Below are 22,601 nucleotides of genomic sequence, written 5' to 3'. Positions count from 1 at the left end.
AGGCTCTTAAGTGTTGTCGTTAATTGAAGAGGCGATAGCATTAACGCGTTGGGTTAGCGCAGCAAGATGCTGTTCTAACTGGGCTACGTCATGGCCGAAGTGATTGAGCTCGACATCGGTAACCGCTAACTTTTTTTCGCAAATGAGCCATTGGCTAAAATCTTCAGCTATTTGTTGTTTCGCAAAGCGCGCTTTGTTTTTGATAAAATCAGCAGCCTTGGTTAAGCGATAGGTCGCTAGATCACCGATGTGTTTGGCAAGCTCTGATTGCCAATCAATGGTTAACTGTTCAAATACTTTGGCAAACTGTTGTGCAGTTTTTAAATCGCCTTGAATATCGAGCTTATCTTGTTTAATAAGCTCGGTTAATTGTTGTGATTGTTTGAGCTCAGCTAATGTACTTAAACTCGTTGAAATAACACAATCAGCATCGCTGACTTGGGTGAGCACATAGGCCTTGCCATCGCTAAAGCCGATGGTTAGCGGTTGGCCTAACTCGGCAATATCAAGCGTTAGGTGCTTGCCTTCAATTTCAATGGTCGACACTGAAGGGTTTATATTTTTAACCAAGGCTTGATTAATAATCGCTTCAAGCGCGCCGGTCATCATTTGGGTAGGCAAGAGCCAACTGACCATTAGAATTTGTACCCTTTGTGCAGCGCAACAATACCACCGGTTAGGTTTTTGTAGGTGGTTTGCTCAAAGCCAGCCTCTTTCATCATGCCTTCAAGAGTTACTTGATCTGGGTGCATGCGAATTGACTCAGCTAAGTATTGGTAACTATCGCCATCTTTAGCAACCAATTCGCCCATTTTCGGCAGAATATTAAATGAGTAGAAATCGTAGGCTTTGTTTAATAAATCGTGCTCAGGTTTTGAAAACTCGAGCACTAATAAGCGGCCACCTGGCTTTAATACGCGATACATTGAGCGCAATGCTTTGTCTTTATCGGTGACGTTACGCAAGCCAAAGGCAATGGTAATAATGTCGAAGGTGTTATCTTCAAACGGTAAGCATTCAGCATTCGCTTGCACGTATTCAATGTTTTGGACTAAACCGCGATCGCGCAATTTATCACGACCAACATTCAACATAGAGCTGTTGATATCGGCTAAAATGACTTGGCCATCTTTACCGACAATTTGTGAGAACTTAGCCGTTAAATCGCCAGTACCACCCGCTAAATCAAGCACTTTATTACCCGGGCGAACACCTGAGGCATCAATGGTAAAGCGTTTCCACAAGCGGTGGATGCCAAACGACATCAAATCATTCATCACATCGTATTGCGCCGCGACCGAGTGAAAAACATCAGCAACCATTGACGCTTTATTGTCTTTATCTACGGTTTTATAGCCAAAGTGTGTGGTTTGTTCGTTTTGATTTGATTGTTCTGGAGATGACATCAACTTGCTCTACGTTAAGATTTCGCTCTAGTTTACTGTATGCTTGGCACGACAACAATTGTTCTGTATCAAGCGTTTGAATATTTTTCTCGGTTACCCAACCAACGATCGATTAAAGCATTGGCTTTTTCGGGATACTTTTTCCACAGCAATAACGCGTGTTGTTGTACTTCTGGAATTAGTTGGGCGTCGCGCACTAAATCGGCAATTTTCAAATCGGCCAAACCGGTTTGTTTGGTGCCGAGTAATTCACCCGGCCCGCGTATTTCTAAATCTTTTTGAGCAATCACAAAGCCGTCATTGCTTTCGCGCAACACGCCTAAGCGTTTGATTGCTGTTTTAGACAGTGGCGATTTATACATTAACACGCAATGTGATGCCACTGCCCCTCGGCCAACGCGACCGCGCAGCTGATGCAGTTGTGCTAAGCCTAAACGCTCAGGGTTCTCAATCACCATAATACTGGCGTTGGGCACGTTTACACCCACTTCAATGACCGTCGTTGCCACCAATAAATCGAGATCGCCCGCTTTAAAGGCTTCCATAACTTGCTGTTTTTCCGCCGGCTTCATCCGACCGTGTACAAGGCCAATGTGGAGCTCGGGTAATTGGCTGGCAAGATAATTAGCCGTATCTTCGGCGGCCTGACATTGCAGTACTTCCGATTCTTCAATCAAGGTACACACCCAATAGGCTTGGCGCTTATCTTGGCTACAGCCTTCGCGAATACGTTCAATGACTTGATCGCGGCGATCGTCTGGCAGTGCGATGGTTTGTATCGGTGTACGTCCCGGTGGGAGCTCATCGATCACTGAGGTGTCTAAATCCGCGTAGGCGGTCATCGCAAGGGTACGTGGAATTGGCGTTGCCGTCATGATCAGCTGATGTGGGTATTTATCGTCAAACGCGCCTTTTTCGCGCAGTGATAGGCGCTGATGAACACCAAATCGGTGTTGCTCATCGATAATGATCAGCGCGAGTTTGTTAAAATTCACCTGATCTTGAAACAATGCATGGGTGCCAACGGCAAGTTGCATTTCGCCAGACTCGATTTTCTCAAGTGCTTCTCGGCGTGCTTTGGCTTTGGTTTTACCTGCGAGCCAACCAACGTTTATTCCGAGTGGCTCAAACCATTCTTTGAAATTAATCGCGTGTTGCTCTGCTAGAATTTCTGTCGGCGCCATCAGAGCGACTTGATAGCCTTGGCTAATCGCGGTTAACGCCGCGAGCGCAGCGACCAGTGTTTTACCTGAGCCAACATCGCCTTGTACCAAGCGCATCATCGGCAGATTTTTCGATAAATCGGCGCGAATTTCGTCAACCACTCTGGCTTGGGCATTGGTTGGTGAAAATGGCAGGCTTTTTAAGAATTTTTTATTCAATTTATCATCGACCTGCAAGGTAACGGCAAAGTGCTTGTCACTCGATTCGCGCAACTTTAGCATGCTCAAGTTATGGGCTAGCAATTCTTCTTTGATCAGGCGTAATTGTGCAGGGTGTTTACCTTCGTCAAACGCGGTGGTTGAGGCATCTGGTGGTGGTCGATGAATAATCGCCAAAGCTTGAGCTAAGGTATAAGGCTCATTGAGAAATTCTTCAGGTAACAACTCTTCAACCTGACCGCGTTTTAAACGAATAAGCGCTTGCTCGGTCAGGTTTCGCAAAGTGATTTGTCTTAGGCCATCAGTCGTTGGATAAACCGGCGTTAAGGTTTCTTCTACCGGCGTTAAGGCCTGATCTTTATCGAGGGTTTTGTATTCAGGGTGAACAATTTGAAAGCCTTGTGGACCGCGCTGAATTTCGCCATAACAGCGAATCTCCGTACCCACCGATAAATGGTTCTTTTGGGCTGCGCTAAAGTGGAAAAAGCGCAAGGTCACGTTACCTGTACCGTCATTAATGGTGACTACCATCATCCGACGACGGCCTTGAACAATTTGGTTATTGGTCACTTCACCGATGATATTGGTGAATACACCGGGGAGTAAATCGCGGATCGCGGTAATACGGGTGCGATCTTCGTAGCGATTAGGTAAGTGAAATAGCAAGTCTTGGACTGAATTCAAGCCAATTTTGGCGAGCTTTTCCGCCATGCTAGGTCCAACACCCTTCAATGAAGAGAGTTGAATCGCCGATAAATTGGTGAGCCCTTCCTTGACTTGCGCTGTCATGCCGTTAGTGCCATTCCTATTATTGATCGTCGATATCTTGCCACGACTCTTGGCTCATTTGCATTTTGTTCCACCAATCTTTTGAGGCGATAATTTCGCCGTCGTCGTCAATATGTGGATAAGGTAAACCTTTGGCTCGACATACTTTGGCAAAAATTGGGTGACCACCTTCAAATAACATACGCTGTCGCACGCTTTCATCAATCGTTGGCGCGCTTTCATACATGCCAGCCGCTTCACGTTGACGCTGTGCTTCATATAAAACAACGGCGTTAGCAACCGATACATTAAGTGATTGCACCATGCCGACCATTGGAATAATGATATCTTGATCGGCAAGTGCTAGCGCTTCAGGTGATGCGCCAAACTTTTCTTGGCCAAGAATAATTGCCGTTGGTTTGGTGTAATCTATTTCACGAAAATCAACCGCTGTATCAGATAAGTTGGTCACGAGCACCTGCATGTTTTTGTCTTTTAACACGCTTATTGCATCTTTGGTTGATGTGTAATTATGCACGTCAACCCAGTTTTGACTGCCCGTAGCAATACCGCCTGAAACGCGCATCTGCTCGTTTTTCCATACCGCGTGAACTTCGCTAACACCAATGGCATCACAGGTTCTCACCACCGCGGCTAAGTTATGTGCTTTGTGAACGCCTTCCATACAAACGGTTAGATCAGGCTGGCGTTTGTTGAGCATATTGAGGATTCGTTGGTGTCTTTCTGGGGTCATTCTTCTTTCTTTCTTCATACTTTGAATTTGTGCGGCGTTAAATTTCGCTGCTGTAGTGGTACTACACGTCGCTCAATTTGCCTTGCCTAAATCCAAATTATTTTGAAAAAACCTATGTTAGTGCTTAATGTGCGGTATTTTAAACTGAATCACGTACTTTGTGTACGTGATTCTCTTGGCTTATGAAGCCATTGCCTTATGAAACGTTTGGCAATTCCATGATGCCGTCAATTTCAATGTCGACACCTTTGGGTAACTGCGATACACCAATAGCAGCACGAGCTGGGTATGGCTCACTAAAGTACTGGCTCATAATCTCATTAACTGTGGCAAAGTTAGCTAAGTCGGTCATGAAGATATTCACTTTTACCATATCGTTAATTTCGCCGCCTGCTGCTTCACACACGGCACATAAATTTTTGAAAACTTGGTGAGTTTGCGCTTCAAAGGTGTCGCCGATAACTTCCATTGATTGTGGATCTAATGGGATTTGGCCTGATAAATAGACCGTGTTGTTAACCTTAACTGCTTGGCTGTATGTGCCGATTGCGCTTGGTGCATTTTCTGTTGAGATAATTGTTTTCATGGTTTCCTACTTGTTTCTTATTACGCGTTGTACGTCGACCATCACTTTGACTTTTCTCATGATATCAGCCAAATGGACACGGTTTCGACAGGTTAACTCCAAGTCGATAACGTACAAGTTAGAATCTTTTTCACCCGAGTTAAGTGAGTGAACGTTTGAACCACAGCGCGCGACGACATTGGTCAGTGCAGCTAAGGCGCCTTGGTGGTTAATAATTTCGATACGCAATTTCGCGATAAAGTCGCGATCAATATCAGTATCCCATCTCACTGGGAATAACTTGCCTTGTTCTTGGCTCTTGATGTTGCCACAGCCATTTTGATGAACGATCAAGCCTTTACCTGGGCTCAGATAAGCCATAATTGAGTCGCCAGGAATTGGTCGACAACATTTACCGTAGCTTACCAACATGCCTTCTGTGCCTTTAATTGGCATTTTGGTTTTCGGATTTGTGTTGGTACTTTCGTGCTCGTCGGTGAATTCATCGGTGAGACGACGAGCAATACCAATGCTTAGTGCATTACCCAAACCAATATTTATCAGTAAATCGTCAAATGACTTATGACCGGTTTCTGACACGACTTGGTGAACTTTTTCAGTCGGAATATCTTCAATTTTGGTTCCACCTAATGCATGACTTAATAAGCGTAAACCTAGTGCGTGTGATTCAGTTTTCTCTTGCGAGCGCAAGTATGTCCGGATTTGTAAGCGCGCTTTGGCCGTTACCACAAAGTTAAGCCATGTCGCGTTTGGTCTGGCTGCACGCGAGGTAATAATTTCAACGGTTTGCCCTGAATCTAGTGGCCTTGACAGAGGATAGGTTTTTCTATCGACTTTCACACCAACACATGAGTTACCGACATCGGTGTGTACTGCGTAGGCAAAATCAACAGCGGTTGCGCCCATTGGCAATTCAACAATACGGCCATCTGGGGTGAATACGTAAATTTCTTCAGGGAATAAATCTGACTTAACGTTTTCAATAAATTCAAACGAACTCCCGGCGCTTTGTTGCAATTCAAGTAAGCTTTGCATCCAGCGATGGGCTTTCATCTGTGCGGTAGTGCCACTGCTTTCGTTGTTATCTTGTTTGTATAACCAGTGGGCGGCAACACCTTTATCTGCCATTTGATCCATGTCTGTGGTACGAATTTGGATTTCAACTGGAATACCGTGCGGGCCAATTAATGAAGTGTGCAGTGACTGGTAACCATTGGTTTTTGGAATAGCAATGTAGTCTTTAAAACGGGTTTCAATTGGCTTAAATAAATTGTGTACCGCACCTAGCGCGCGATAACAGTCATCAATTTTATCAGGCACAATCACGCGAAAGGCATAAATATCCATCACTTCGTTGAACATTAGCTCTTTGTTTTTCATTTTGCGATAGATTGAATATAAGTGTTTCTCTCGGCCGATAACTTCAGCTTGAATACCACTTTCTTCTAGGCGCGAGACAATTTCATCGTGAATGTTGTTGATAATTTCTTTGCGATTACCGCGTGCTTGTTTAATCGCACTTCTGAGCGCTCGAGCTCGCATCGGGTACATGGCTTCAAAACCGAGTACTTCTAATTCATTTTTAATGTCATGAATACCGAGGCGGTTGGCGATAGGAGCGTAAATTTCTAAGGTTTCACGAGCGATGCGGCGACGCTTTTCAGGGCGAAGTGATTCGAGCGTGCGCATATTGTGGGTGCGATCGGCAAGCTTTATTAAAATCACGCGAATATCTTGGGTCATCGCCATGATCATTTTGCGGAAGTTTTCCGCCTGCATTTCTTCTTTGTTATCGAACTTGAGTTTGTCTAGTTTCGATACGCCTTCAACTAATTCTGCAACCGTTGAGCCAAAGAGCTCTGCGAGCTCATCTTTAGTCACTTCTGTGTCTTCAATAACATCGTGCAGTAATGCCGCCATCAAGGTTTCGTGATCGAGATGCATTTTGGCAAGGTTGATGGCAACGGCAACAGGGTGTGTAATGTAAGGGTCGCCGCTTGAGCGCATTTGTCCCTCGTGAGCATCACGTGCGACAACATAGGCTTGTTTTAATAGGTCAACCTGTACTTTGGAAAGATAAGTAGAAACCAATTCTTTTAATGGTTCAAACAAATACACTAAAAGCTCCCCTGAGACTCATTTGTTTAATTATTGTAAATAGAAACAGCTAGCAAGCCCCTATTCTGTATGAATAGCATACGTTGAATTGGGATTGTTGCCAACGTTAAATAGGCAATTGTTATTATTATTTGATTGTTTATTTTTAGGTATAAAAAAACGCGTAAATGGTTACGCGTTTTTCTGTTTTTGTGAGTAACGCTTAGATTAGCTGTTACCACCAACGATTGCTGCAACAGCAGCTAACTCGGCTGATTCTTCTTCAACTTGTTGATGACGCTCTGCTTCGTCCATCAATTCGTTGTTGATTAAGCCTTCTTCGATTTCACGTAATGCGAGTACTGTCGGCTTGTCATTTTCTAACTCAACTAGAGGTTCTTTACCGCCTGTTGCAATCTGACGTGCACGACGAGAAGCCATTAAAATTAAGTCAAAACGATTGCCTACTTGTTCTACGGCATCTTCAACTGTAACGCGAGCCATTTAGCTACTCCAACATTTAAAACTTTATAAAACAGCCCGGTATTTTACTTGAGGGGCTGACTAACTGCAATCAATAAGTGACTGATTTAGGATCTTTTTTAATCAGCAATAAGATCGTCAAACATCGCCTGATACTTGGCAATTTGCTGATCGCGCTTTAAACGCTGATTGTTGACGATTGTTTTTAAGTCTTCAACGGCTTGGTCAAAGTCGTCATTCACTATGATGTAGTCAAACTCTTGGTAGTGCGAGCACTCAGATTGTGCTTGTGCCATGCGATCAGCAATCACTTCATCGCTGTCTTGGCCGCGGCCTTTTAATCGTTTTTCTAACTCTGCTTTTGACGGTGGTGCGATGAAGATCGTTGTTACTTCAGGTTTTTTCAAGCGCACTTGTTGGGCGCCTTGCCAGTCGATATCAAGAAAAACATCGATGCCTTTGGCCAGTTGCTCATCAATTGCTTTTTCTGAAGTACCATAATAATTACCAAACACTTCGGCGTATTCGTAAAAGTGATTTTGGCTAATTTGCAGTTCAAATTCTGGCTTGCTGACAAAGTGGTAATGCTGGCCGTCAACTTCACCTGGGCGAGGATCGCGAGTCGTTGTTGACACTGATACTTCAACCGGACGAGGCGATTCTAACTTTAATAAGGCGCTAATTAAGCTAGATTTTCCAGCACCACTTGGTGCAGATAATATGAATAGGTTACCTGGAACAGTCACGATATGCCCTTTGCTTGAGAGATATAAAGCGCCATATTTTCGCATTTTTTTAGCTAATAGCAAAATAAAAAAGGCGAGCTGCGGTAAAACAGGTCGCCTTTAAAGATAAAGTTTATTTTCGCTTATTTAATGACAGCTGCGATTGATTTCGCTAAGTAATCGACGTTGCTGTTAGCAATACCGGCGATACTCATGCGGCTTGAGCCAACCATGTAAATTGAGTATTCGTCTTGTAAGCGCTGTACTTGCTCAGGGGTAATGCCTAAGAATGAGAACATACCTTTTTGGCGTGTAATGTGGCTAAAGTCACGCGTTACACCGTTTTCAATCAGCTTTTCAACGATTAAACGACGGTTGCCATTAATGCGATCGCGCATGGTCGCTAGTTCGTTAAACCATTGGTGACGCAGTTCATCTGAGCTTAAAATGGTTTCGACTAAGGCTGCGCCATGTGCAGGTGGCATCGAGTAAATTACGCGAACAACAGCTAGTAATACTGAGTAAGCAACATCAACAGCACTTGAGGTTTTGCCGATGATGGTTGTTGCGCCAATGCGCTCGCGGTATAAACCGAAGTTTTTCGAACAAGAGCTACATACGATCATCTCTTCAACCGTATCAGCCATTAAACGAAGGCCGTATGCGTCTTCGTCTAAGCCGTCACCAAAACCTTGGTAAGCCATATCGATAACAGGTAAGAAGCCTTTGTCTTTAGCTACGGCTGCAACTTGTTGCCATTGCTCTTGGCTTAAATCCATACCACTTGGGTTGTGACAACATGCGTGTAGCAATACCGCATCATCGCTGCTCACTTCTTTAAGTGCGTTTAACATACCATCGAAATCTAATGCTTTCGTTTCGTAGTCGTAGTACGGGTAAGTTTTTACCGTTAAACCCGCGGCTTCGAATAAGCCGGTGTGGTTTGCCCATGTTGGGTTGCTCACCCAAATAGTAGCGCCCGCTTTGCACGACTTAATAAATTCAGCAGCTACGCGCAATGCGCCAGTACCACCAGGGGTAGATACCGTGCGTGAGCGATTAGTCGATAATACTTGGTGGTCGCCGAAGATTAATTTTGACATTTCCTCGTTAAATAACGGTGAACCCGTTGGGCCAATGTATACCTTGGTATCTTCGTTATCGTGACGATATTTCTCTGCTGCTTTAACACAGTCGAGGATTGCGGTATGACCCGCTTCATCTTTATAAACACCTACACCTAAATCGATTTTTTGAGGATTTGCATCTTCACGATATTTTGCCAAAAGACCCAAAATAGGATCGGCAGGCAACGCCTTTAAGTTACCGAACATGACTCCATTTACCTTATTGTTAACGGGAGGAAATTGTGAGGCTTAAGCATAGCTATTTAGATGGCTAAGTTAAAGGGGAATAGATCAAAAAATCCAGATAAAACGGAATAAAATATTCCCTAAAACTTTACAGGTGTGGCAACAGCTTTGGACAGCCAAATAAAAGTAACAAATCGCTAACTTAAAAATTACCCGTGATAGCTGCAATAAAGCCGATAATACCGCCGAAAACACCACCCCAAACAACTAACCACCCCAAGTGCTTTTTGATCATCTCTTGGATAATTTCTTTGACCAATTGCGGGGTTAACTCATTCAAGCGCTGTTCGATAATATTACTGACCTTATCTTGAATATTGGCAATATTTGAATCGCCTTCTAAAACGTCTTTTAAGTTGTCGTGAAAGCTCTCACTTTGGGTAATATCAATCACGCTAGCGCGCATTTTTTCAATAAATGGCTCGCGCATGGGCTCAACCGCCTCTCGGCCGCCAACCATGGCTAACATTGAGCCAAAAGACGAAGCTTCAATGACGTCGACCAAGTTATCAAACGCCGGTGTTAAATCGACTTTATCAATCACTGGCGTTAAATCGATTTGGCTGCTTGCTGAGCTACTTGATAAAAAACGGTCGATATTTTCTTTGGTGAAAAACTGGCTCATCATAAGTTGGCGAATACCGAGTTTAAAGTCTTCAAAACGCGCAGGAATAACGCCTGAGCCATAAAGCCCTGGTACTTTTTCAAATAACATGTGAATAGCTAACCAATTGGTAACACTGCCTGATAATGCGAATAGACCAATCGCATACAAAATGGGGTACTCTAGGAAGTAACCCGCAAGCGTGGTTAGTAGGGCAATAAGGTTTGTGATCAGGCTTTTATTCACGTTTGTTCTCAACTGTTGGTTAGACAAGTGGCGCTATTATCTAATACAGTCGCGCTAATATACAAGAGGCTTAAAACTGGTTAAATTAGATGGGTGAGCGTAGTGTTGGACAGCTAACTATGGTTGTAATCAAATGCAGAGATACCCGACTGCTCGGGTATGACGGTTTGGGAATGAGATACCCGACTACTCGGGCATGATACTATGCCGTCATTACCGTGGATGCCTACATGGATGTAGGTAAGTAGAATAATGCAGGAGCAATTATCGAGACGGTAATCTCAAAAGAAAAACAATAAGGAATTACATGGTGAACAAGTTTTTAAACAGCAAAGTGGCGATAGTGGCAAGTGTTATCGGCCTAACTATTGGCTCAACGCAAATGTCCTTTGCGCAGGACGTTAAGTGGCGCAATGTTTCGCCGCAAAATATGGTGATCATGACCTTACCCCACGGTGATGTGGTGTTTGAGCTATCAACTGATTTTTCACCTGAGCATGTGAAACAGTTTAAAAAATTAACCCGTGATGGCCTGTATAAAGACAACAAATTTTATCGTGTGATCGATGGTTTTGTCGCCCAAGGTGGGCCTGATGAAGCAACCGAAAAGAAGTTTGAGATTAACACCCTTAAAATCGAAGAAGATCTCACCATTGATAAAAACTGGTATTACACCAAGGTGCAAGATAATGACTTGTTCGCACCAATTACCGGCTTCAAAAATGGTTTTGGTATTGGCGTTGACGAGCAAGCCGGTAAAGCATGGTTAACCCACTGCCCGGGCATTCTTGCGTTAGGCCGAGGCAATGAGCCCGACACCGCAACGAGCCACTTTTATATTACCAATGGCCAAGCGCCAAGGTATTTAGATCGCATTATGTCAGTGTTTGGCCGAGTGATTTACGGGATGAATCACGTACAGGCGATCCAGCGCACCGCTGTGATCGAAGGTGATGATCAAGTGCCGAGTGAAATGTACACGCCAATTCTCGATATGCAGTTAATGAGCGATTTACCTGAAGAAAAGCAATGGCAAATTGCCGTTGAAGATACCAATAGCGAAGCTTTTGTTAAAAAGCTTGATGATCGCCGTAAGCGCGACAATGCGTTTTTCTACAAAAAGCCACCGCCGGTGCTCGATGTTTGCCAAGTACCTGTAGCAACTAAGCTAATTTATCGACCAAAATAGCCTTATTGCAATAAGCGCTGATCTATCGCGATAAAGTTATCTGCGGCGTTAATTAAAGACGCCGCGGTTAACCCTTCAACGCCATAAACGGTCGTTTTGACCTTAAATTTTTCTTTGATGCGTTTGAGCAGCAAGTCAAAATCGCCATCACCTGAGAGTAGAATAACTTCCTCAACCTCACTTGCGTGTTCGAACACATCAAGTGTGATACCTACGTCCCAATCGCCTTTAGCTGAGCCATCTTTGCGTTGAATATAAGGTTTGGTTTTAACCGTAAAACCAATGTGGCTAAGCGCTTTTTGAAATTTGTGTTGTTGATCGTCTTGGTGAGCAATGGCATAAGCATTGGCCAGTGAAATATCGTGAGTATGCGCTACATCTTGCCAAAATTGTCGATAGTTAAACGAGCGACCAAATGCTTGGCGCGTGGTGTAATAGATGTTCTGCACATCAACAAATATTGCAGTATTGGCTTTCATCACAGTCTTCTTTTTATCGCTATTGGTGCAATTTAGCACACTATTGCGACAAAGGTTTCAACTAATGTGCAATGCAGTGATACAATGCCGCTTTATTTTTCTTGATGGTTGGCCAACGTGCATTCAACAGACTTTTCTACCCTAAATTTAAAGCCGGCGTTATTCGATAATTTAGCGAGCTTGGGTTATCACCAAATGACCCCAATTCAGGCGCAAACCTTGCCGTTAATTGTTGCTGGGAAAGACGTGATCGGTCAGGGAAAAACTGGCTCGGGCAAAACCGCAGCTTTTGCGTTAGGGTTGTTGCAAGCACTTAACGTGAAAAAGTTTCGCGTCCAATCGTTAGTGCTTTGCCCTACGCGTGAGTTAGCCGATCAAGTGGCCAAAGAAATTAGAACGCTTGCCCGAGGTATTCACAACATTAAGGTACTTACGTTGTGTGGCGGTATGCCGATGGGGCCACAAATTGGTTCATTAGAGCACGGCGCACATATTATTGTTGGCACACCAGGGCGGATTGAAGATCACTTATTTCGCGGCCGTTTAAATCTTGAAAACGTCAACACACTGGTATTAGACGAAGCCGATCGCATGCTTGAAATGGGTTTTCAGGCGGCATTAGATAATATTGTTGAACAGTGTCCAAACGATCGGCAAACTTTGTTGTTTAGTGCTACGTTTCCAGAAAAAATTCAGCAAATATCAGCGAAATTTATGCATCAGCCTGAGCTGATTAAAGTGGCGAGTGTTCATCAAGAAAGTGCCATTAGCCAAGCGTTTTATCACCTAGAAAATAGTGCCGAGCGCATCGATGCTACCAAGCGATTATTACTCGATAAACAGCCGAGCTCAGCGGTTATTTTTGCCAATACCAAAGCGGAAGTAAACGATATTTATCAAGCACTACAACACGATGGCTTTAGCGTGCTCGCACTACACGGTGATATGGAGCAACGCGAACGCAATGAAACTTTGTTAAGATTTGCTAACCAAAGTGCATTAATTTTAGTAGCAACTGATGTTGCTGCTCGCGGCTTAGATATTGATGATTTAGAAATGGTGATTAACTATCACTTAACCCGTGACACAGAAGTACACGTGCATCGCATTGGTCGTACTGGTCGCGCTGGCGCTCAAGGTATTGCTTGTTCACTTTATACCGATAAAGACACTCGTAAAATCGCTGATCTTGAAGAATATTTTGATATGGTGGTTGAGCCTTTACCGCTACCTACACCTGATGTATTAGCTATTGCGCCGCCAAAAGCAAAAATGGTGACGATTCAAATCGACGGTGGTAAAAAGCACAAACTTCGCCCCGGTGATATTGTTGGTGGTTTAACCGGTAAACAAGGGATAAAGGGCGATCAAATTGGCAAAATTCAAGTAACCGATCTAAAAGCCTATGTTGCGGTACAGTCGAATGTTGCGAAAGTGGCGTTAAAGAAAATAGAGCGCGATAAAATGAAAGGCAAAACCTTTCGCGCCCGTTTAATGACGTGGTAGTGAGTAACTAAGTAACAAATAAAGAATGAAAAAAACTGACTTAATTACCCGAGCAGGCTTTGCGAAATTGCAGGCAGAGCTCGATCATTTATGGCGCGAAGAGCGACCTGAAACCACCAAGAAAGTGGCGTGGGCAGCAAGCTTAGGTGATCGCTCAGAAAATGCCGATTATCAATATAACAAAAAGCGGTTGCGCGAAATTGACCGCCGCGTGCGTTATTTGAGAAAACGACTCGAGAGTTTAAAAATTGTTGATTACAATCCCCAGCAAGACGGCAAAGTGTTTTTTGGCGCGTGGGTCGAAATTGAAGATGAAGCAGGCGATACACTCACCTTTCGCATTGTTGGGCCAGATGAAATTTATGGCCGAAAAGACTATATCTCAATTGATGCGCCAATGGCTCGTGCATTGCTGAAAAAAGAAGTCGACGACGAAGCCGTTGTTCGCACGCCAACAGGTGAAAAAGTGTGGTTAATTAATCAGATCACATATGAAAAAACTGATATAAATCAATCAAATAAAACCTAAACTAGATTGTTCATGACAATGAGCAAGATAAAAAATTATTTTCAAAGGCAACAGAATGTCATCTATTTCACAACAAATAGCAACGGAACTTAATGTAAAAGCGGCGCAGGTTGATGCCGCAGTAAAATTGCTCGATGAAGGCGCTACCGTACCTTTTATCGCTCGTTACCGTAAAGAAGCAACTCAAGGTTTAGATGACAATCACCTTAGGGTGCTCGCCCAGCGATTAGTCTATTTACGTGAGCTCAATGAGCGTAAGCAAGTTGTGTTAATCAACATTGAGCAGCAAGGTAAACTAACCGACGCATTAAAACAGGCAATTGAGCGTGCGGAAAATAAAACACAAGTTGAAGATATCTACTTGCCGTTTAAACCCAAGCGCAGAACGAAAGGCCAAATAGCAATTGAAGCAGGCTTAGCGCCACTAGCGATGGCATTGTTTACTGATATTCACAAAGATCCTGAGCAAGAAGCGAATGCCTACATCGATGCCACCAAAGGGTTAGACGACACCAAAGCGGTATTAGACGGTGCCAGCTTTATTTTAATTGAGCACATCGCCGAGCAAGCCACTTTAGTACAAAAACTGCGTCGATTAATGCAAAAGCAAGGGCAATTAACCTCAAGCGTAGTTAAAGGTAAAAACAACGAAGCGGTGAAGTATCGCGATTATTTTGAGCACAGTGAAAAGCTAGCGAAAGTACCTTCACATCGAGCACTTGCGATGTTGCGCGGGCGCAATGAAGGCTTTTTACAACTCGCGATTGCCATTGACCCCGAAGGCACAAGCGTTTCAAGCGCAGAGCAAATGATTGCCGAGCACTTTAATTTTCGTTTAACCAAGCAAGCTGGCGCGGCCTTCATTCAACGCGTCATTCGCTTGGCGTGGAAAACCAAATTGAGCCTTTCACTTGAAAATGAGGCGCTAGGGCAATTGCGCGAACAAGCCGAGCTTGAAGCAATTAAAGTGTTTGCTAAAAACTTAACCGATTTATTAATGGCAGCGCCTGCTGGTGAAAAAGTTACTTTAGGATTAGATCCTGGCTTGCGTACGGGCTGTAAACTAGCGGTTGTTGATGGCACAGGTAAGCTATTGGCAACGAATACGATTTTCCCACACGCGCCACAAAATAATTGGGATAAGTCGATGCGCACCATCGTTAATTTATGCCGTCAGCATAAGGTTGAATTAATAGCGATTGGCAACGGTACGGGTTCAAGAGAAAGCGACAAGTTAGTGGCTGAAGCCATTCAAATGCTAGAAAACAACAAGCCGACAAAAGTGATGGTGTCGGAAGCTGGCGCATCGGTTTACTCGGCTTCAGAATTTGCCGCTGAAGAATTTAGCGAGCTTGATGTATCATTGCGCGGCGCGGTGTCAATTGCTCGTCGTTTACAAGATCCATTAGCAGAGCTCGTGAAAATTGACCCGAAAGCCATAGGTGTAGGCCAATATCAACACGATGTTAGCCAAAGTTTATTAAGCCAAAGCTTAGATGATGTGATTGAAGATTGTGTAAACAAAGTTGGTGTTGACTTAAACCAAGCCTCAATGCCGTTGCTAGCTCGGGTATCGGGGTTAAATAAAACTATTGCACAAAATATTGTCGCTTATCGCGAGCAAAACGGTCGCTTTAACGAGCGTAAACAGTTACTAAAAGTCGCGCGTTTAGGGCCAAAAGCGTTTGAGCAATCAGCTGGCTTCTTGCGTATTCGCGAAGGTGAAAACCCGTTAGATATGTCAGGCGTTCACCCTGAAACTTACGCCATTGTTGAGAAAATTATCGAGCAACTGGGCCAACCGATTAACGAGGTCATTGGTCAAGCTAGCATAGCAAGTAAGGTAAATACCGCAGAATTAACCTCTGATGATTTTGGTGAAATCACCGTTAACGACGTGATTGCTGAGCTAGAAAAGCCGGGGCGTGATCCGCGCCCTGAGTTTAAAACCGCAACCTTTCAAGAAGGTGTTGAGACCATCAGCGATCTTAAGGTGGGGATGATCTTAGAAGGGGTTATCTCCAATGTTGCTAACTTTGGTGCCTTTGTTGATATTGGTGTCCATCAAGATGGATTAGTGCATATTTCGGCGATTACCGACAAGTTCATTTCAGATCCCCGTGAAGTGGTTAAAGCGGGCGATATCGTAAAAGTTAAAGTGTTAGAAGTCGATGCAGATAGAAAACGCATTACCTTAACCATGCGCTTAACTGATAAGGCACAAGCCAAGCCGCAACACAAAGCTAACCAGGCAAACGGTCAGCAGAATAAACCAAAACAGCAAAATAGGCCGAAGCAAAAAGCCAAGCCGGTCACCAATGCGGCTATGGGCAACGCCTTTGCCGATGCCTTTGCCAAAATGAAAAAGTAAAGCGGTGAGTTAACAGCCGCACGTTAAAAACACGCTTTTTACATCGATAAATGCCATATGCTCGTTCTGTATATGGCATTTTTTTATGTGTGTAATTAATCAACAACAACCGCTCAATAGTCATTAATGTTAATGTGGCATCAATAGATTGTTAATAGGCGTTAATGGTGCTTTAGTTTCTTGTTTTCGTATGTTAAGAATGGTTTATAGCGCTAAAAAACAGCGATTTTTGGCTGTTTTTTGTTTTACGTGGCAGAGATACTTATGAAAAAAACAATAAAAAAAGTCGTGATATTAGGCGGCGGCACGGCAGGCTGGATGAGCGCCGCTTTCTTGAAAAAAATGTTGCCTGAAGGTACCGCGGTAACTTTGGTTGAATCTGAAGCTATTGGTACGGTAGGCGTAGGTGAGGCAACCATTCCTCCCATACAAGCATTTAATAATAAGCTCGGTATTGATGAAAGACAGTTTATTCAAGAAACGAAAGCGACGATGAAGTTAGCGATCAAGTTTGAGAACTGGAAAAAACAAGGGCAGAGCTATTTTCACACCTTTGGCGCACCAGGCAGAGACACAACATTTTGCCAATTTCATCATTATTTAGCTCGAGCTAAAAAGCAGGGGTTAGTTGACCCATCGGAAGATATTTGGCACTACGATTTGAACGCTATGTCGGCTGAAGCAGGTAAATTCGCCAAAATTAACTCTGAACGCCCCATGTTAAAACTGCCCTATGCTTATCATTTCGATGCGGGCTTGTATGCGGCATTTTTACGTAAGTTTAGTGAAAACTTAGGCGTAAAACGTATTGAAGGTAAAGTAAACAAGGTAACTCAATGTCAGCTCTCTGGCGATGTTGAATCGTTAATATTGGAAAGTGGCGAATCGATTAGCGGCGATTTATTTATCGATTGCTCGGGTTTGGCTGCGCTATTAATTGAAAAAACACTGGGTGCTGGCTTTGATGACTGGAGCAAATACCTGCCTTGTAATAGCGCGGTAGCCGTTGCTTCAGAGCGATTAGACGTTACCTTGCCATACACGCGCTCAATTGCGCATAGTTCGGGCTGGCAATGGCGCATTCCACTGCAACATCGCAACGGCAACGGCCTAGTTTATAGCGATAGCCATTACAGCGATGAACAAGCGCTAGATTTGTTGATGTCTAATCTTGATACAAAGGCCGTTTCAGATCCTAAAACCTTTAAATTTACTACCGGAAGACGCCTAAAACCTTGGTATAAAAACGTGGTTGCCATCGGCTTGTCGGCAGGATTTTTAGAGCCGCTTGAAAGCACCAGTATTCATTTTATTCAATCGGGTTTGTCACGCTTATTACACCTCTTTCCAAACGGCGAAATTTTCCCTGCGTTAAGTGAAAAGTACAATCAACTCACTGAACTTGAATACACGCAAGTACGCGACTTTTTGGTGTTGCATTACCATCAGAATGAAAGAACTGACAGCGACTTTTGGTTAGACCTACAGCATATGGAACTGCCAGAGCGACTAGTGAATAAACTGTCATTGTTTAAAGAGCAGGGCTTGATATTCCGCGATCAAAACGACTTGTTTTTAGAGGCTTCTTGGTTGCAAGTAATGGTTGGCCAAGGCCTGTCAGCACAAGAATACCATTGCCTAGCTGATAGTATGCCTGAAGCTCAACTGCTGAATATGCTGCGCAGAATTAAAGATGTAAAACAAACGGCGTTATCGCAATTGCCAAGCCACGATCAATACATTATCAATACGCTTAATGCTGCTAAGCGAGCGTAACTGATACTGGAATAGATGGTGTGAAAAAGCAGTAATTGCTTAACCAGTAAACTAGAAATGCCATACATAAACATTGTGTATGGCATTTTTTGTTGCATCTATCTACCTGATAACTTAGTGTTTTGCCCAAAGGATTGCTTTAACAAGGAATAATAACAATGAAAAAGTACCTAGCTATCATGCTGATCTACACACTGATGACAACCGTGTGTTTCGCCAACAAGTGGGATTACTTGTTTGATTCAGCCACCTACCACAGCGTTAAAATTTCACCAGACGGCAAGCATTTAGCGGTAGCTGTTAACTCAGAAGGCAAACGCGCGTTAGCTTTTATCTCTCGAGAAAACATGAAAATGGTTGGCTCGGCTAAACTGCCGGGCAAAAATGAAGTCGGAGAGTATTTTTGGGCGAACAATGAACGGGTGGTTATCAAAATTAATCAGCGTGAACCGTGGCAAGAGCAATTGGTTTATTACGGTGAATTATTTGCGGTAGATTTAGATGGCTCAAGAGGCGAGCTTATTTATGGTTATCGAAATTTTGAATCGTCATTAGGCTCTCGATTCAAGAAAAAAGAAGGTACCATGGGTTGGGCTGATGTTGTCGACAGGCTAGCCGATGAAGAGCGCCATATCCTTATTAAATCAACTCCTTATGATAACCAAGGCGATAGAATGCCAGGGTTGTATAAACTTAATATATATAACGGCAAATTAAAGAAATTGGTAATGGGCTCACCAGTTCCTTACGCTGATTACATCACGAACTCGAATGGCGATGTTAAAGTAGTTACGGGGATCAATAAGAAATTCAACCGCGAAGTTCACTTGAGAAAAGGCGATAGTTGGCAGCAAGTACCCACCTCGAACTTTGGTAATAAATTTTGGCCGCTAACCCTTGATGAAAGCGAAGAAAACCTATTCGTTATCGATAATTTTAATCAAGATAAAGCCGGCTTATTTAAGTTAAACCTCGCATCGGGCACCTTGAAGAAAATTATCACCGACAAAAAAGTCGATATTAACCACGTAAAATACACCAGTGATGGCCACAGCATTTATGCCTTAGGTGTTGATGACGGCTTTCCAAGTTATTACATCTTAAATAACGAGCTTAACGAAGCAAAAGTGTTCAAGGGGCTAATTGCCGCATTTCCTGGTCAAACAGTTGATATTACGAGTAAAAGTGAAAACGGTGAAATATATATTGTCAGAGTGTCGTCAGACATTGAGGCTGGGCAATTCTACCTTTACGATCTGAAAAAGAACAAGCTCAAAAAGCTTTTCAAGTATTACCCTAAAGTGAAGAGTAAGCAGCTCGTTTATACTGATCCGTTTGAGTTTAAATCATCAGATGGGCTGACGATATCTGGCTACTTCACCCAAGGGAAGTCAAAAAATGCTCCGCTAGTGGTATTAGTGCACGGTGGCCCTCATAGCCGAGATTACTGGGAATATTCAGCAGACGTGCAATACCTTGCTCTCAATGGCTTTTCGGTAATGCAGGTAAATTTTAGAGGCTCAGCTGGATTCGGTCATAACTTCCAAGCGGCCGGTTATGAGAACTGGGGAAGTTTGATACAACAAGACATTTTTGAGGCCTATCAATGGGCGATTAAATCAGGCAAAGCCAAAGCAGGTAAGGCGTGTATTATGGGCGCTAGTTTTGGTGCCTATTCAGCAGTTCAAAGTGCAATTAACTACCCAGATACTTACCAGTGCGCCATTGGTTATGCTGGCGTGTACGATTTACAATTACTGAGTGAAAAAGGTGATATTCAACGCTTGGGCTTTGGTAAAGCCTATATTAAAGAAACGATAGGTACAGATAGCGCTCGTATTGCAAAAATGTCGCCAGTGCACCACGCACAACAAATCAAAATTCCATTGATGCTCGCCCACGGTGAAGAAGACCAACAAGTGCCCTATGAGCATTCGCTAAGGTTAAAAGCATCACTCGATGCAGCCAACAAACCATATGAATGGCACGCCTTTGAAAAAGAAAATCACGGTTTTTTTGATCCAGATAACAAAAAGCAATACATGAATCACGTGTTAGCATTTTTAAAACAGCACTTAAAATAGCAATGACAAGCCCTTAGTTTTAAGGGCTCAACCCTATTAACTGATTTGGAAATAAGTCAGCATCGGTTTATACCGAGATAGCTTAGCTATCAACAAATAACTAGCTACCCTACTTTGTAAAAATTGCCGTTATACATCTATGGTTGAAATGCTACCGTTCAATTTGCAAAAGAGCTTAGCATCCCAGAGAAAGCTGCCAATAAAATCATCAATGATTTACTAGTCTGTATTAACGTACGCTTTAACCAGCTATACAAAGAAGTTGAATTTTCGACCGTCAATACAGCGAAAGCTGGCGATCTAAGGATGTTAAGAGAAATAGGCATAAGGTCTTAAGACCTATGCTTAATCAGATCGCTACTTGAACATAATATTTGTTTAGCGCTTTTGCCGAACTTCATATTAGTGATACTTACCGTCGTTCAGCTTAGTCAGTTAAACTCATTCACCCAAGATAGCAAACGTTCAACAAACAACATTGTTAAATTGGGTACAACCTATGCCGTTGTGTTTAAGATTAATTATTTTTTTCTATTTATACCCTATAGGGGGTAATGTTGTGTTTATACCTTGTGGGGTATTAATTTGAATCGCTTGACTTGTATACCTTTAGGGGTATATTGGTATGAATAGACCCTTGGGGGTATAAATAGAAAGTTAATTTAAGGTGTTGCTATGAGGTTAAATAATTCGAAAGAGTTAGCTGACTATATAAAGCTGCAAAGAAAGAAACAGGGCCGTACACAAACTGATGTGGCTGAGCACATCGGGCTTAAGCAAAAAACGATATCAGGAATGGAAAATTCAGCGGGTTCTTCTCGTATTGATACTTTATTTAAAATTGCCCATGAATTAGGTTTATCGTTTGAGTTGACGCCTATTGGAGAGACTAAGAGCGGTAAGAGTAAAGAGTCAGGCTGGGATCAGGAGTGGTAAAATGCACCTAAATGTAAGCCTTAATGGCATCAAGGTTGGTGTTTTATCTAAAGATAAGAATGGTGGTTTACATTTTTCTTATACTCAAGAGTGGATGGAACGAAGTGGTGCCCGACCCATTTCTTTGTCATTGCCAATAACTAAGCAAAAATACTCTGGTGATGTAGTTTATAACTTCTTTGATAATCTGCTACCAGATAACCTAGATATCAGGAACAAAATACAAGCGCGCTTTGATGTAGCAACAGGGCATGCATTTGATCTTTTAGCTGCGATTGGTAATGACTGCGTGGGGGCAATTCAGTTATCAACTGCTGAGCCTGAGTTGCTTAATAAGTTGAGCTTTACTCCATTATCAGAGCTAGAAATAGAAAAGCTACTGCAAGGTTATAAACATACTCCGTTAGGGATGGAAATCGATGATGAAGACTTCCGTATCTCTATTGCTGGCGCTCAAGAGAAAACCGCATTGCTAAATATTGATGGGCAGTGGGCTAAACCAATAGGCACAACGCCAACGAGTCATATAATAAAATTGCCGATGGGAGTATTACCGCAGGTAGGAATAGACTTAACAGATAGCTGTGAAAATGAATTTATCTGTTTAGAGCTTGCCAGAGCCTTTGGTTTTGAGGTTGCAAATACTCAGGTGCTTCATTTTGGTGAACAGAAAGTTCTGAGTATTGAGCGATTTGACCGTAAATATTCTTCAGATAGAACGTGGCTTATGCGTTTGCCCCAAGAAGATTTTTGTCAGGCTAAGGGGATCTCGTCGGCCAAGAAATACCAAGCTGATGGAGGTCCAGGTATTGGTGATTGCCTGCAATTATTAAGCGCGTCTTCAAATACGCAGGATCGAGAAACTTTTTTTAAGACCCAAATACTTTTTTGGTTGTTGGCTGCCATCGATGGCCATGGAAAAAACTTCAGTGTGTTTTTAGAGCCAAACAATAAATACCGAATGACACCACTATACGACATTTTGTCTGCATATCCTATGATGTCGAAAAGCACGTTACAATCTCAAAAAATCAAGATGGCAATGTCGTTGAAAGGAAAAAACACGCATTTTAAGTGGAGCAGAATACAGCCTCGCCACTTTGTCTCAACTGCTGCACACTTTAAGTATCCAGTTGAAAAAGCGGCTCAACATTATGAGTACTTCATTGATAATGTCGAACATGCTATTACTGAAGTTGAAAATAAAATACCAGCTAACTTTCCTGAATATGTTGCAACCACTATCTTTGCAGGACTAAGAGCTCAGTCGACTAAAAAATTGAGATAACACGCAGATATAAATTAAA

The 22,601-nt window shown here is 43.0% G+C and carries 19 protein-coding genes; 8 read left to right on the top strand and 11 right to left on the bottom strand.

The window, feature by feature from the left end; all coding sequences use genetic code 11:
• Window positions 1-6: 6 nt before the first annotated feature.
• The 10 genes from LP316_RS02850 to LP316_RS02805 all read right to left on the bottom strand — a co-directional run bounded on the left by LP316_RS02850 (window position 7) and on the right by LP316_RS02805 (window position 10,424).
• Window positions 7-636, bottom strand: coding sequence for an SCP2 domain-containing protein (locus LP316_RS02850; RefSeq protein WP_193022584.1), 630 nt, complete (start codon window positions 634-636; stop codon window positions 7-9).
• Window positions 636-1,406, bottom strand: coding sequence for a bifunctional demethylmenaquinone methyltransferase/2-methoxy-6-polyprenyl-1,4-benzoquinol methylase UbiE (ubiE, locus tag LP316_RS02845; protein WP_193022583.1), 771 nt, complete (start codon window positions 1,404-1,406; stop codon window positions 636-638). Before ubiE ends, LP316_RS02850 begins: the two co-directional genes overlap by 1 nt.
• Window positions 1,407-1,474: 68 nt before the next feature.
• The gene (recG, locus tag LP316_RS02840) at window positions 1,475-3,577 is read right to left on the bottom strand and encodes an ATP-dependent DNA helicase RecG (RefSeq protein WP_193022582.1); all 2,103 of its coding nucleotides are present in this window, start codon (window positions 3,575-3,577) and stop codon (window positions 1,475-1,477) included.
• A gap of 19 nt (window positions 3,578-3,596) precedes the next feature.
• Entirely contained in the window at window positions 3,597-4,310 is a 714-nt protein-coding gene (gene trmH / locus LP316_RS02835) for a tRNA (guanosine(18)-2'-O)-methyltransferase TrmH (protein WP_193022581.1), read from the bottom strand.
• Window positions 4,311-4,506: 196 nt separating this feature from the next.
• Window positions 4,507-4,896 (bottom strand): RidA family protein, encoded by a 390-nt coding sequence (locus tag LP316_RS02830; RefSeq protein ID WP_193022580.1) that lies wholly within the window; start codon window positions 4,894-4,896, stop codon window positions 4,507-4,509.
• A gap of 6 nt (window positions 4,897-4,902) precedes the next feature.
• Window positions 4,903-7,014: a bifunctional GTP diphosphokinase/guanosine-3',5'-bis pyrophosphate 3'-pyrophosphohydrolase gene (gene spoT / locus LP316_RS02825; protein WP_193022579.1), complete on the bottom strand. Its 2,112-nt coding sequence runs from the start codon at window positions 7,012-7,014 to the stop codon at window positions 4,903-4,905.
• A 207-nt stretch (window positions 7,015-7,221) separates the two neighbouring features.
• A complete protein-coding gene (rpoZ, locus tag LP316_RS02820; protein ID WP_193022578.1) occupies window positions 7,222-7,497 on the bottom strand; it encodes a DNA-directed RNA polymerase subunit omega in 276 nt (91 codons plus the stop codon).
• Between the two features lie 98 nt (window positions 7,498-7,595).
• On the bottom strand, window positions 7,596-8,222 hold the full coding sequence (gmk, locus tag LP316_RS02815) for a guanylate kinase (RefSeq protein WP_193022577.1): 627 nt from the start codon (window positions 8,220-8,222) through the stop codon (window positions 7,596-7,598).
• A gap of 122 nt (window positions 8,223-8,344) precedes the next feature.
• Window positions 8,345-9,535: an amino acid aminotransferase gene (locus LP316_RS02810; protein ID WP_193022576.1), complete on the bottom strand. Its 1,191-nt coding sequence runs from the start codon at window positions 9,533-9,535 to the stop codon at window positions 8,345-8,347.
• A 181-nt stretch (window positions 9,536-9,716) separates the two neighbouring features.
• The gene (locus LP316_RS02805; protein WP_193022575.1) at window positions 9,717-10,424 is read right to left on the bottom strand and encodes a DUF445 family protein; all 708 of its coding nucleotides are present in this window, start codon (window positions 10,422-10,424) and stop codon (window positions 9,717-9,719) included.
• 307 nt (window positions 10,425-10,731) lie between these two features.
• Between LP316_RS02805 and LP316_RS02800 the strand changes: the two genes are divergently transcribed.
• Window positions 10,732-11,613: a peptidylprolyl isomerase gene (locus LP316_RS02800; RefSeq protein ID WP_193022574.1), complete on the top strand. Its 882-nt coding sequence runs from the start codon at window positions 10,732-10,734 to the stop codon at window positions 11,611-11,613.
• Between the two features lie 2 nt (window positions 11,614-11,615).
• Here LP316_RS02800 and LP316_RS02795 read toward each other — a convergent pair whose 3' ends face one another.
• Window positions 11,616-12,092 carry an NYN domain-containing protein gene (locus tag LP316_RS02795; protein ID WP_193022573.1) on the bottom strand — a complete coding sequence of 159 codons (477 nt, stop codon included), beginning with the start codon at window positions 12,090-12,092 and terminating at the stop codon, window positions 11,616-11,618.
• A gap of 117 nt (window positions 12,093-12,209) precedes the next feature.
• Here LP316_RS02795 and dbpA point away from each other — a divergent pair, with 117 nt between their 5' ends.
• The 7 genes from dbpA to LP316_RS02760 all read left to right on the top strand — a co-directional run bounded on the left by dbpA (window position 12,210) and on the right by LP316_RS02760 (window position 22,582).
• Window positions 12,210-13,598 (top strand): ATP-dependent RNA helicase DbpA, encoded by a 1,389-nt coding sequence (dbpA, locus tag LP316_RS02790; RefSeq protein ID WP_193022572.1) that lies wholly within the window; start codon window positions 12,210-12,212, stop codon window positions 13,596-13,598.
• A 25-nt stretch (window positions 13,599-13,623) separates the two neighbouring features.
• Window positions 13,624-14,127 carry a transcription elongation factor GreB gene (gene greB, locus LP316_RS02785; RefSeq protein WP_193022571.1) on the top strand — a complete coding sequence of 168 codons (504 nt, stop codon included), beginning with the start codon at window positions 13,624-13,626 and terminating at the stop codon, window positions 14,125-14,127.
• A gap of 55 nt (window positions 14,128-14,182) precedes the next feature.
• Entirely contained in the window at window positions 14,183-16,498 is a 2,316-nt protein-coding gene (locus tag LP316_RS02780) for a Tex family protein (RefSeq protein ID WP_193022570.1), read from the top strand.
• A 264-nt stretch (window positions 16,499-16,762) separates the two neighbouring features.
• Window positions 16,763-18,274 carry a tryptophan halogenase family protein gene (locus LP316_RS02775; protein WP_193022569.1) on the top strand — a complete coding sequence of 504 codons (1,512 nt, stop codon included), beginning with the start codon at window positions 16,763-16,765 and terminating at the stop codon, window positions 18,272-18,274.
• 158 nt (window positions 18,275-18,432) lie between these two features.
• Window positions 18,433-20,358, top strand: coding sequence for an alpha/beta hydrolase family protein (locus tag LP316_RS02770; protein WP_193022568.1), 1,926 nt, complete (start codon window positions 18,433-18,435; stop codon window positions 20,356-20,358).
• 675 nt (window positions 20,359-21,033) lie between these two features.
• Window positions 21,034-21,294 (top strand): helix-turn-helix domain-containing protein, encoded by a 261-nt coding sequence (locus LP316_RS02765; RefSeq protein WP_193022567.1) that lies wholly within the window; start codon window positions 21,034-21,036, stop codon window positions 21,292-21,294.
• The gene (locus LP316_RS02760) at window positions 21,239-22,582 is read left to right on the top strand and encodes a type II toxin-antitoxin system HipA family toxin (RefSeq protein WP_226960788.1); all 1,344 of its coding nucleotides are present in this window, start codon (window positions 21,239-21,241) and stop codon (window positions 22,580-22,582) included. Before LP316_RS02765 ends, LP316_RS02760 begins: the two co-directional genes overlap by 56 nt.
• The last annotated feature ends 19 nt before the right edge of the window (window positions 22,583-22,601 follow it).

This window comes from Thalassotalea sp. LPB0316 (genome assembly GCF_014898095.1).
GTDB lineage: Bacteria > Pseudomonadota > Gammaproteobacteria > Enterobacterales > Alteromonadaceae > Thalassotalea_G.
This window is presented reverse-complemented; position numbering and strand designations above follow the sequence as displayed.

What these genes read in the sequence shown, in the direction of transcription:
- LP316_RS02850 (WP_193022584.1), bottom strand. Translation starts at nt 636, where the DNA reads ATGGTCAGTTGGCTCTTGCCTACCCAAATGATGACCGGCGCGCTTGAA.
- ubiE (WP_193022583.1), bottom strand. Translation starts at nt 1,406, where the DNA reads ATGTCATCTCCAGAACAATCAAATCAAAACGAACAAACCACACACTTT.
- recG (WP_193022582.1), bottom strand. Translation starts at nt 3,577, where the DNA reads ATGACAGCGCAAGTCAAGGAAGGGCTCACCAATTTATCGGCGATTCAA.
- trmH (WP_193022581.1), bottom strand. Translation starts at nt 4,310, where the DNA reads ATGACCCCAGAAAGACACCAACGAATCCTCAATATGCTCAACAAACGC.
- LP316_RS02830 (WP_193022580.1), bottom strand. Translation starts at nt 4,896, where the DNA reads ATGAAAACAATTATCTCAACAGAAAATGCACCAAGCGCAATCGGCACA.
- rpoZ (WP_193022578.1), bottom strand. Translation starts at nt 7,497, where the DNA reads ATGGCTCGCGTTACAGTTGAAGATGCCGTAGAACAAGTAGGCAATCGT.
- LP316_RS02810 (WP_193022576.1), bottom strand. Translation starts at nt 9,535, where the DNA reads ATGTTCGGTAACTTAAAGGCGTTGCCTGCCGATCCTATTTTGGGTCTT.
- LP316_RS02800 (WP_193022574.1), top strand. Translation starts at nt 10,732, where the DNA reads ATGGTGAACAAGTTTTTAAACAGCAAAGTGGCGATAGTGGCAAGTGTT.
- LP316_RS02795 (WP_193022573.1), bottom strand. Translation starts at nt 12,092, where the DNA reads ATGAAAGCCAATACTGCAATATTTGTTGATGTGCAGAACATCTATTAC.
- greB (WP_193022571.1), top strand. Translation starts at nt 13,624, where the DNA reads ATGAAAAAAACTGACTTAATTACCCGAGCAGGCTTTGCGAAATTGCAG.
- LP316_RS02780 (WP_193022570.1), top strand. Translation starts at nt 14,183, where the DNA reads ATGTCATCTATTTCACAACAAATAGCAACGGAACTTAATGTAAAAGCG.
- LP316_RS02775 (WP_193022569.1), top strand. Translation starts at nt 16,763, where the DNA reads ATGAAAAAAACAATAAAAAAAGTCGTGATATTAGGCGGCGGCACGGCA.
- LP316_RS02770 (WP_193022568.1), top strand. Translation starts at nt 18,433, where the DNA reads ATGAAAAAGTACCTAGCTATCATGCTGATCTACACACTGATGACAACC.
- LP316_RS02765 (WP_193022567.1), top strand. Translation starts at nt 21,034, where the DNA reads ATGAGGTTAAATAATTCGAAAGAGTTAGCTGACTATATAAAGCTGCAA.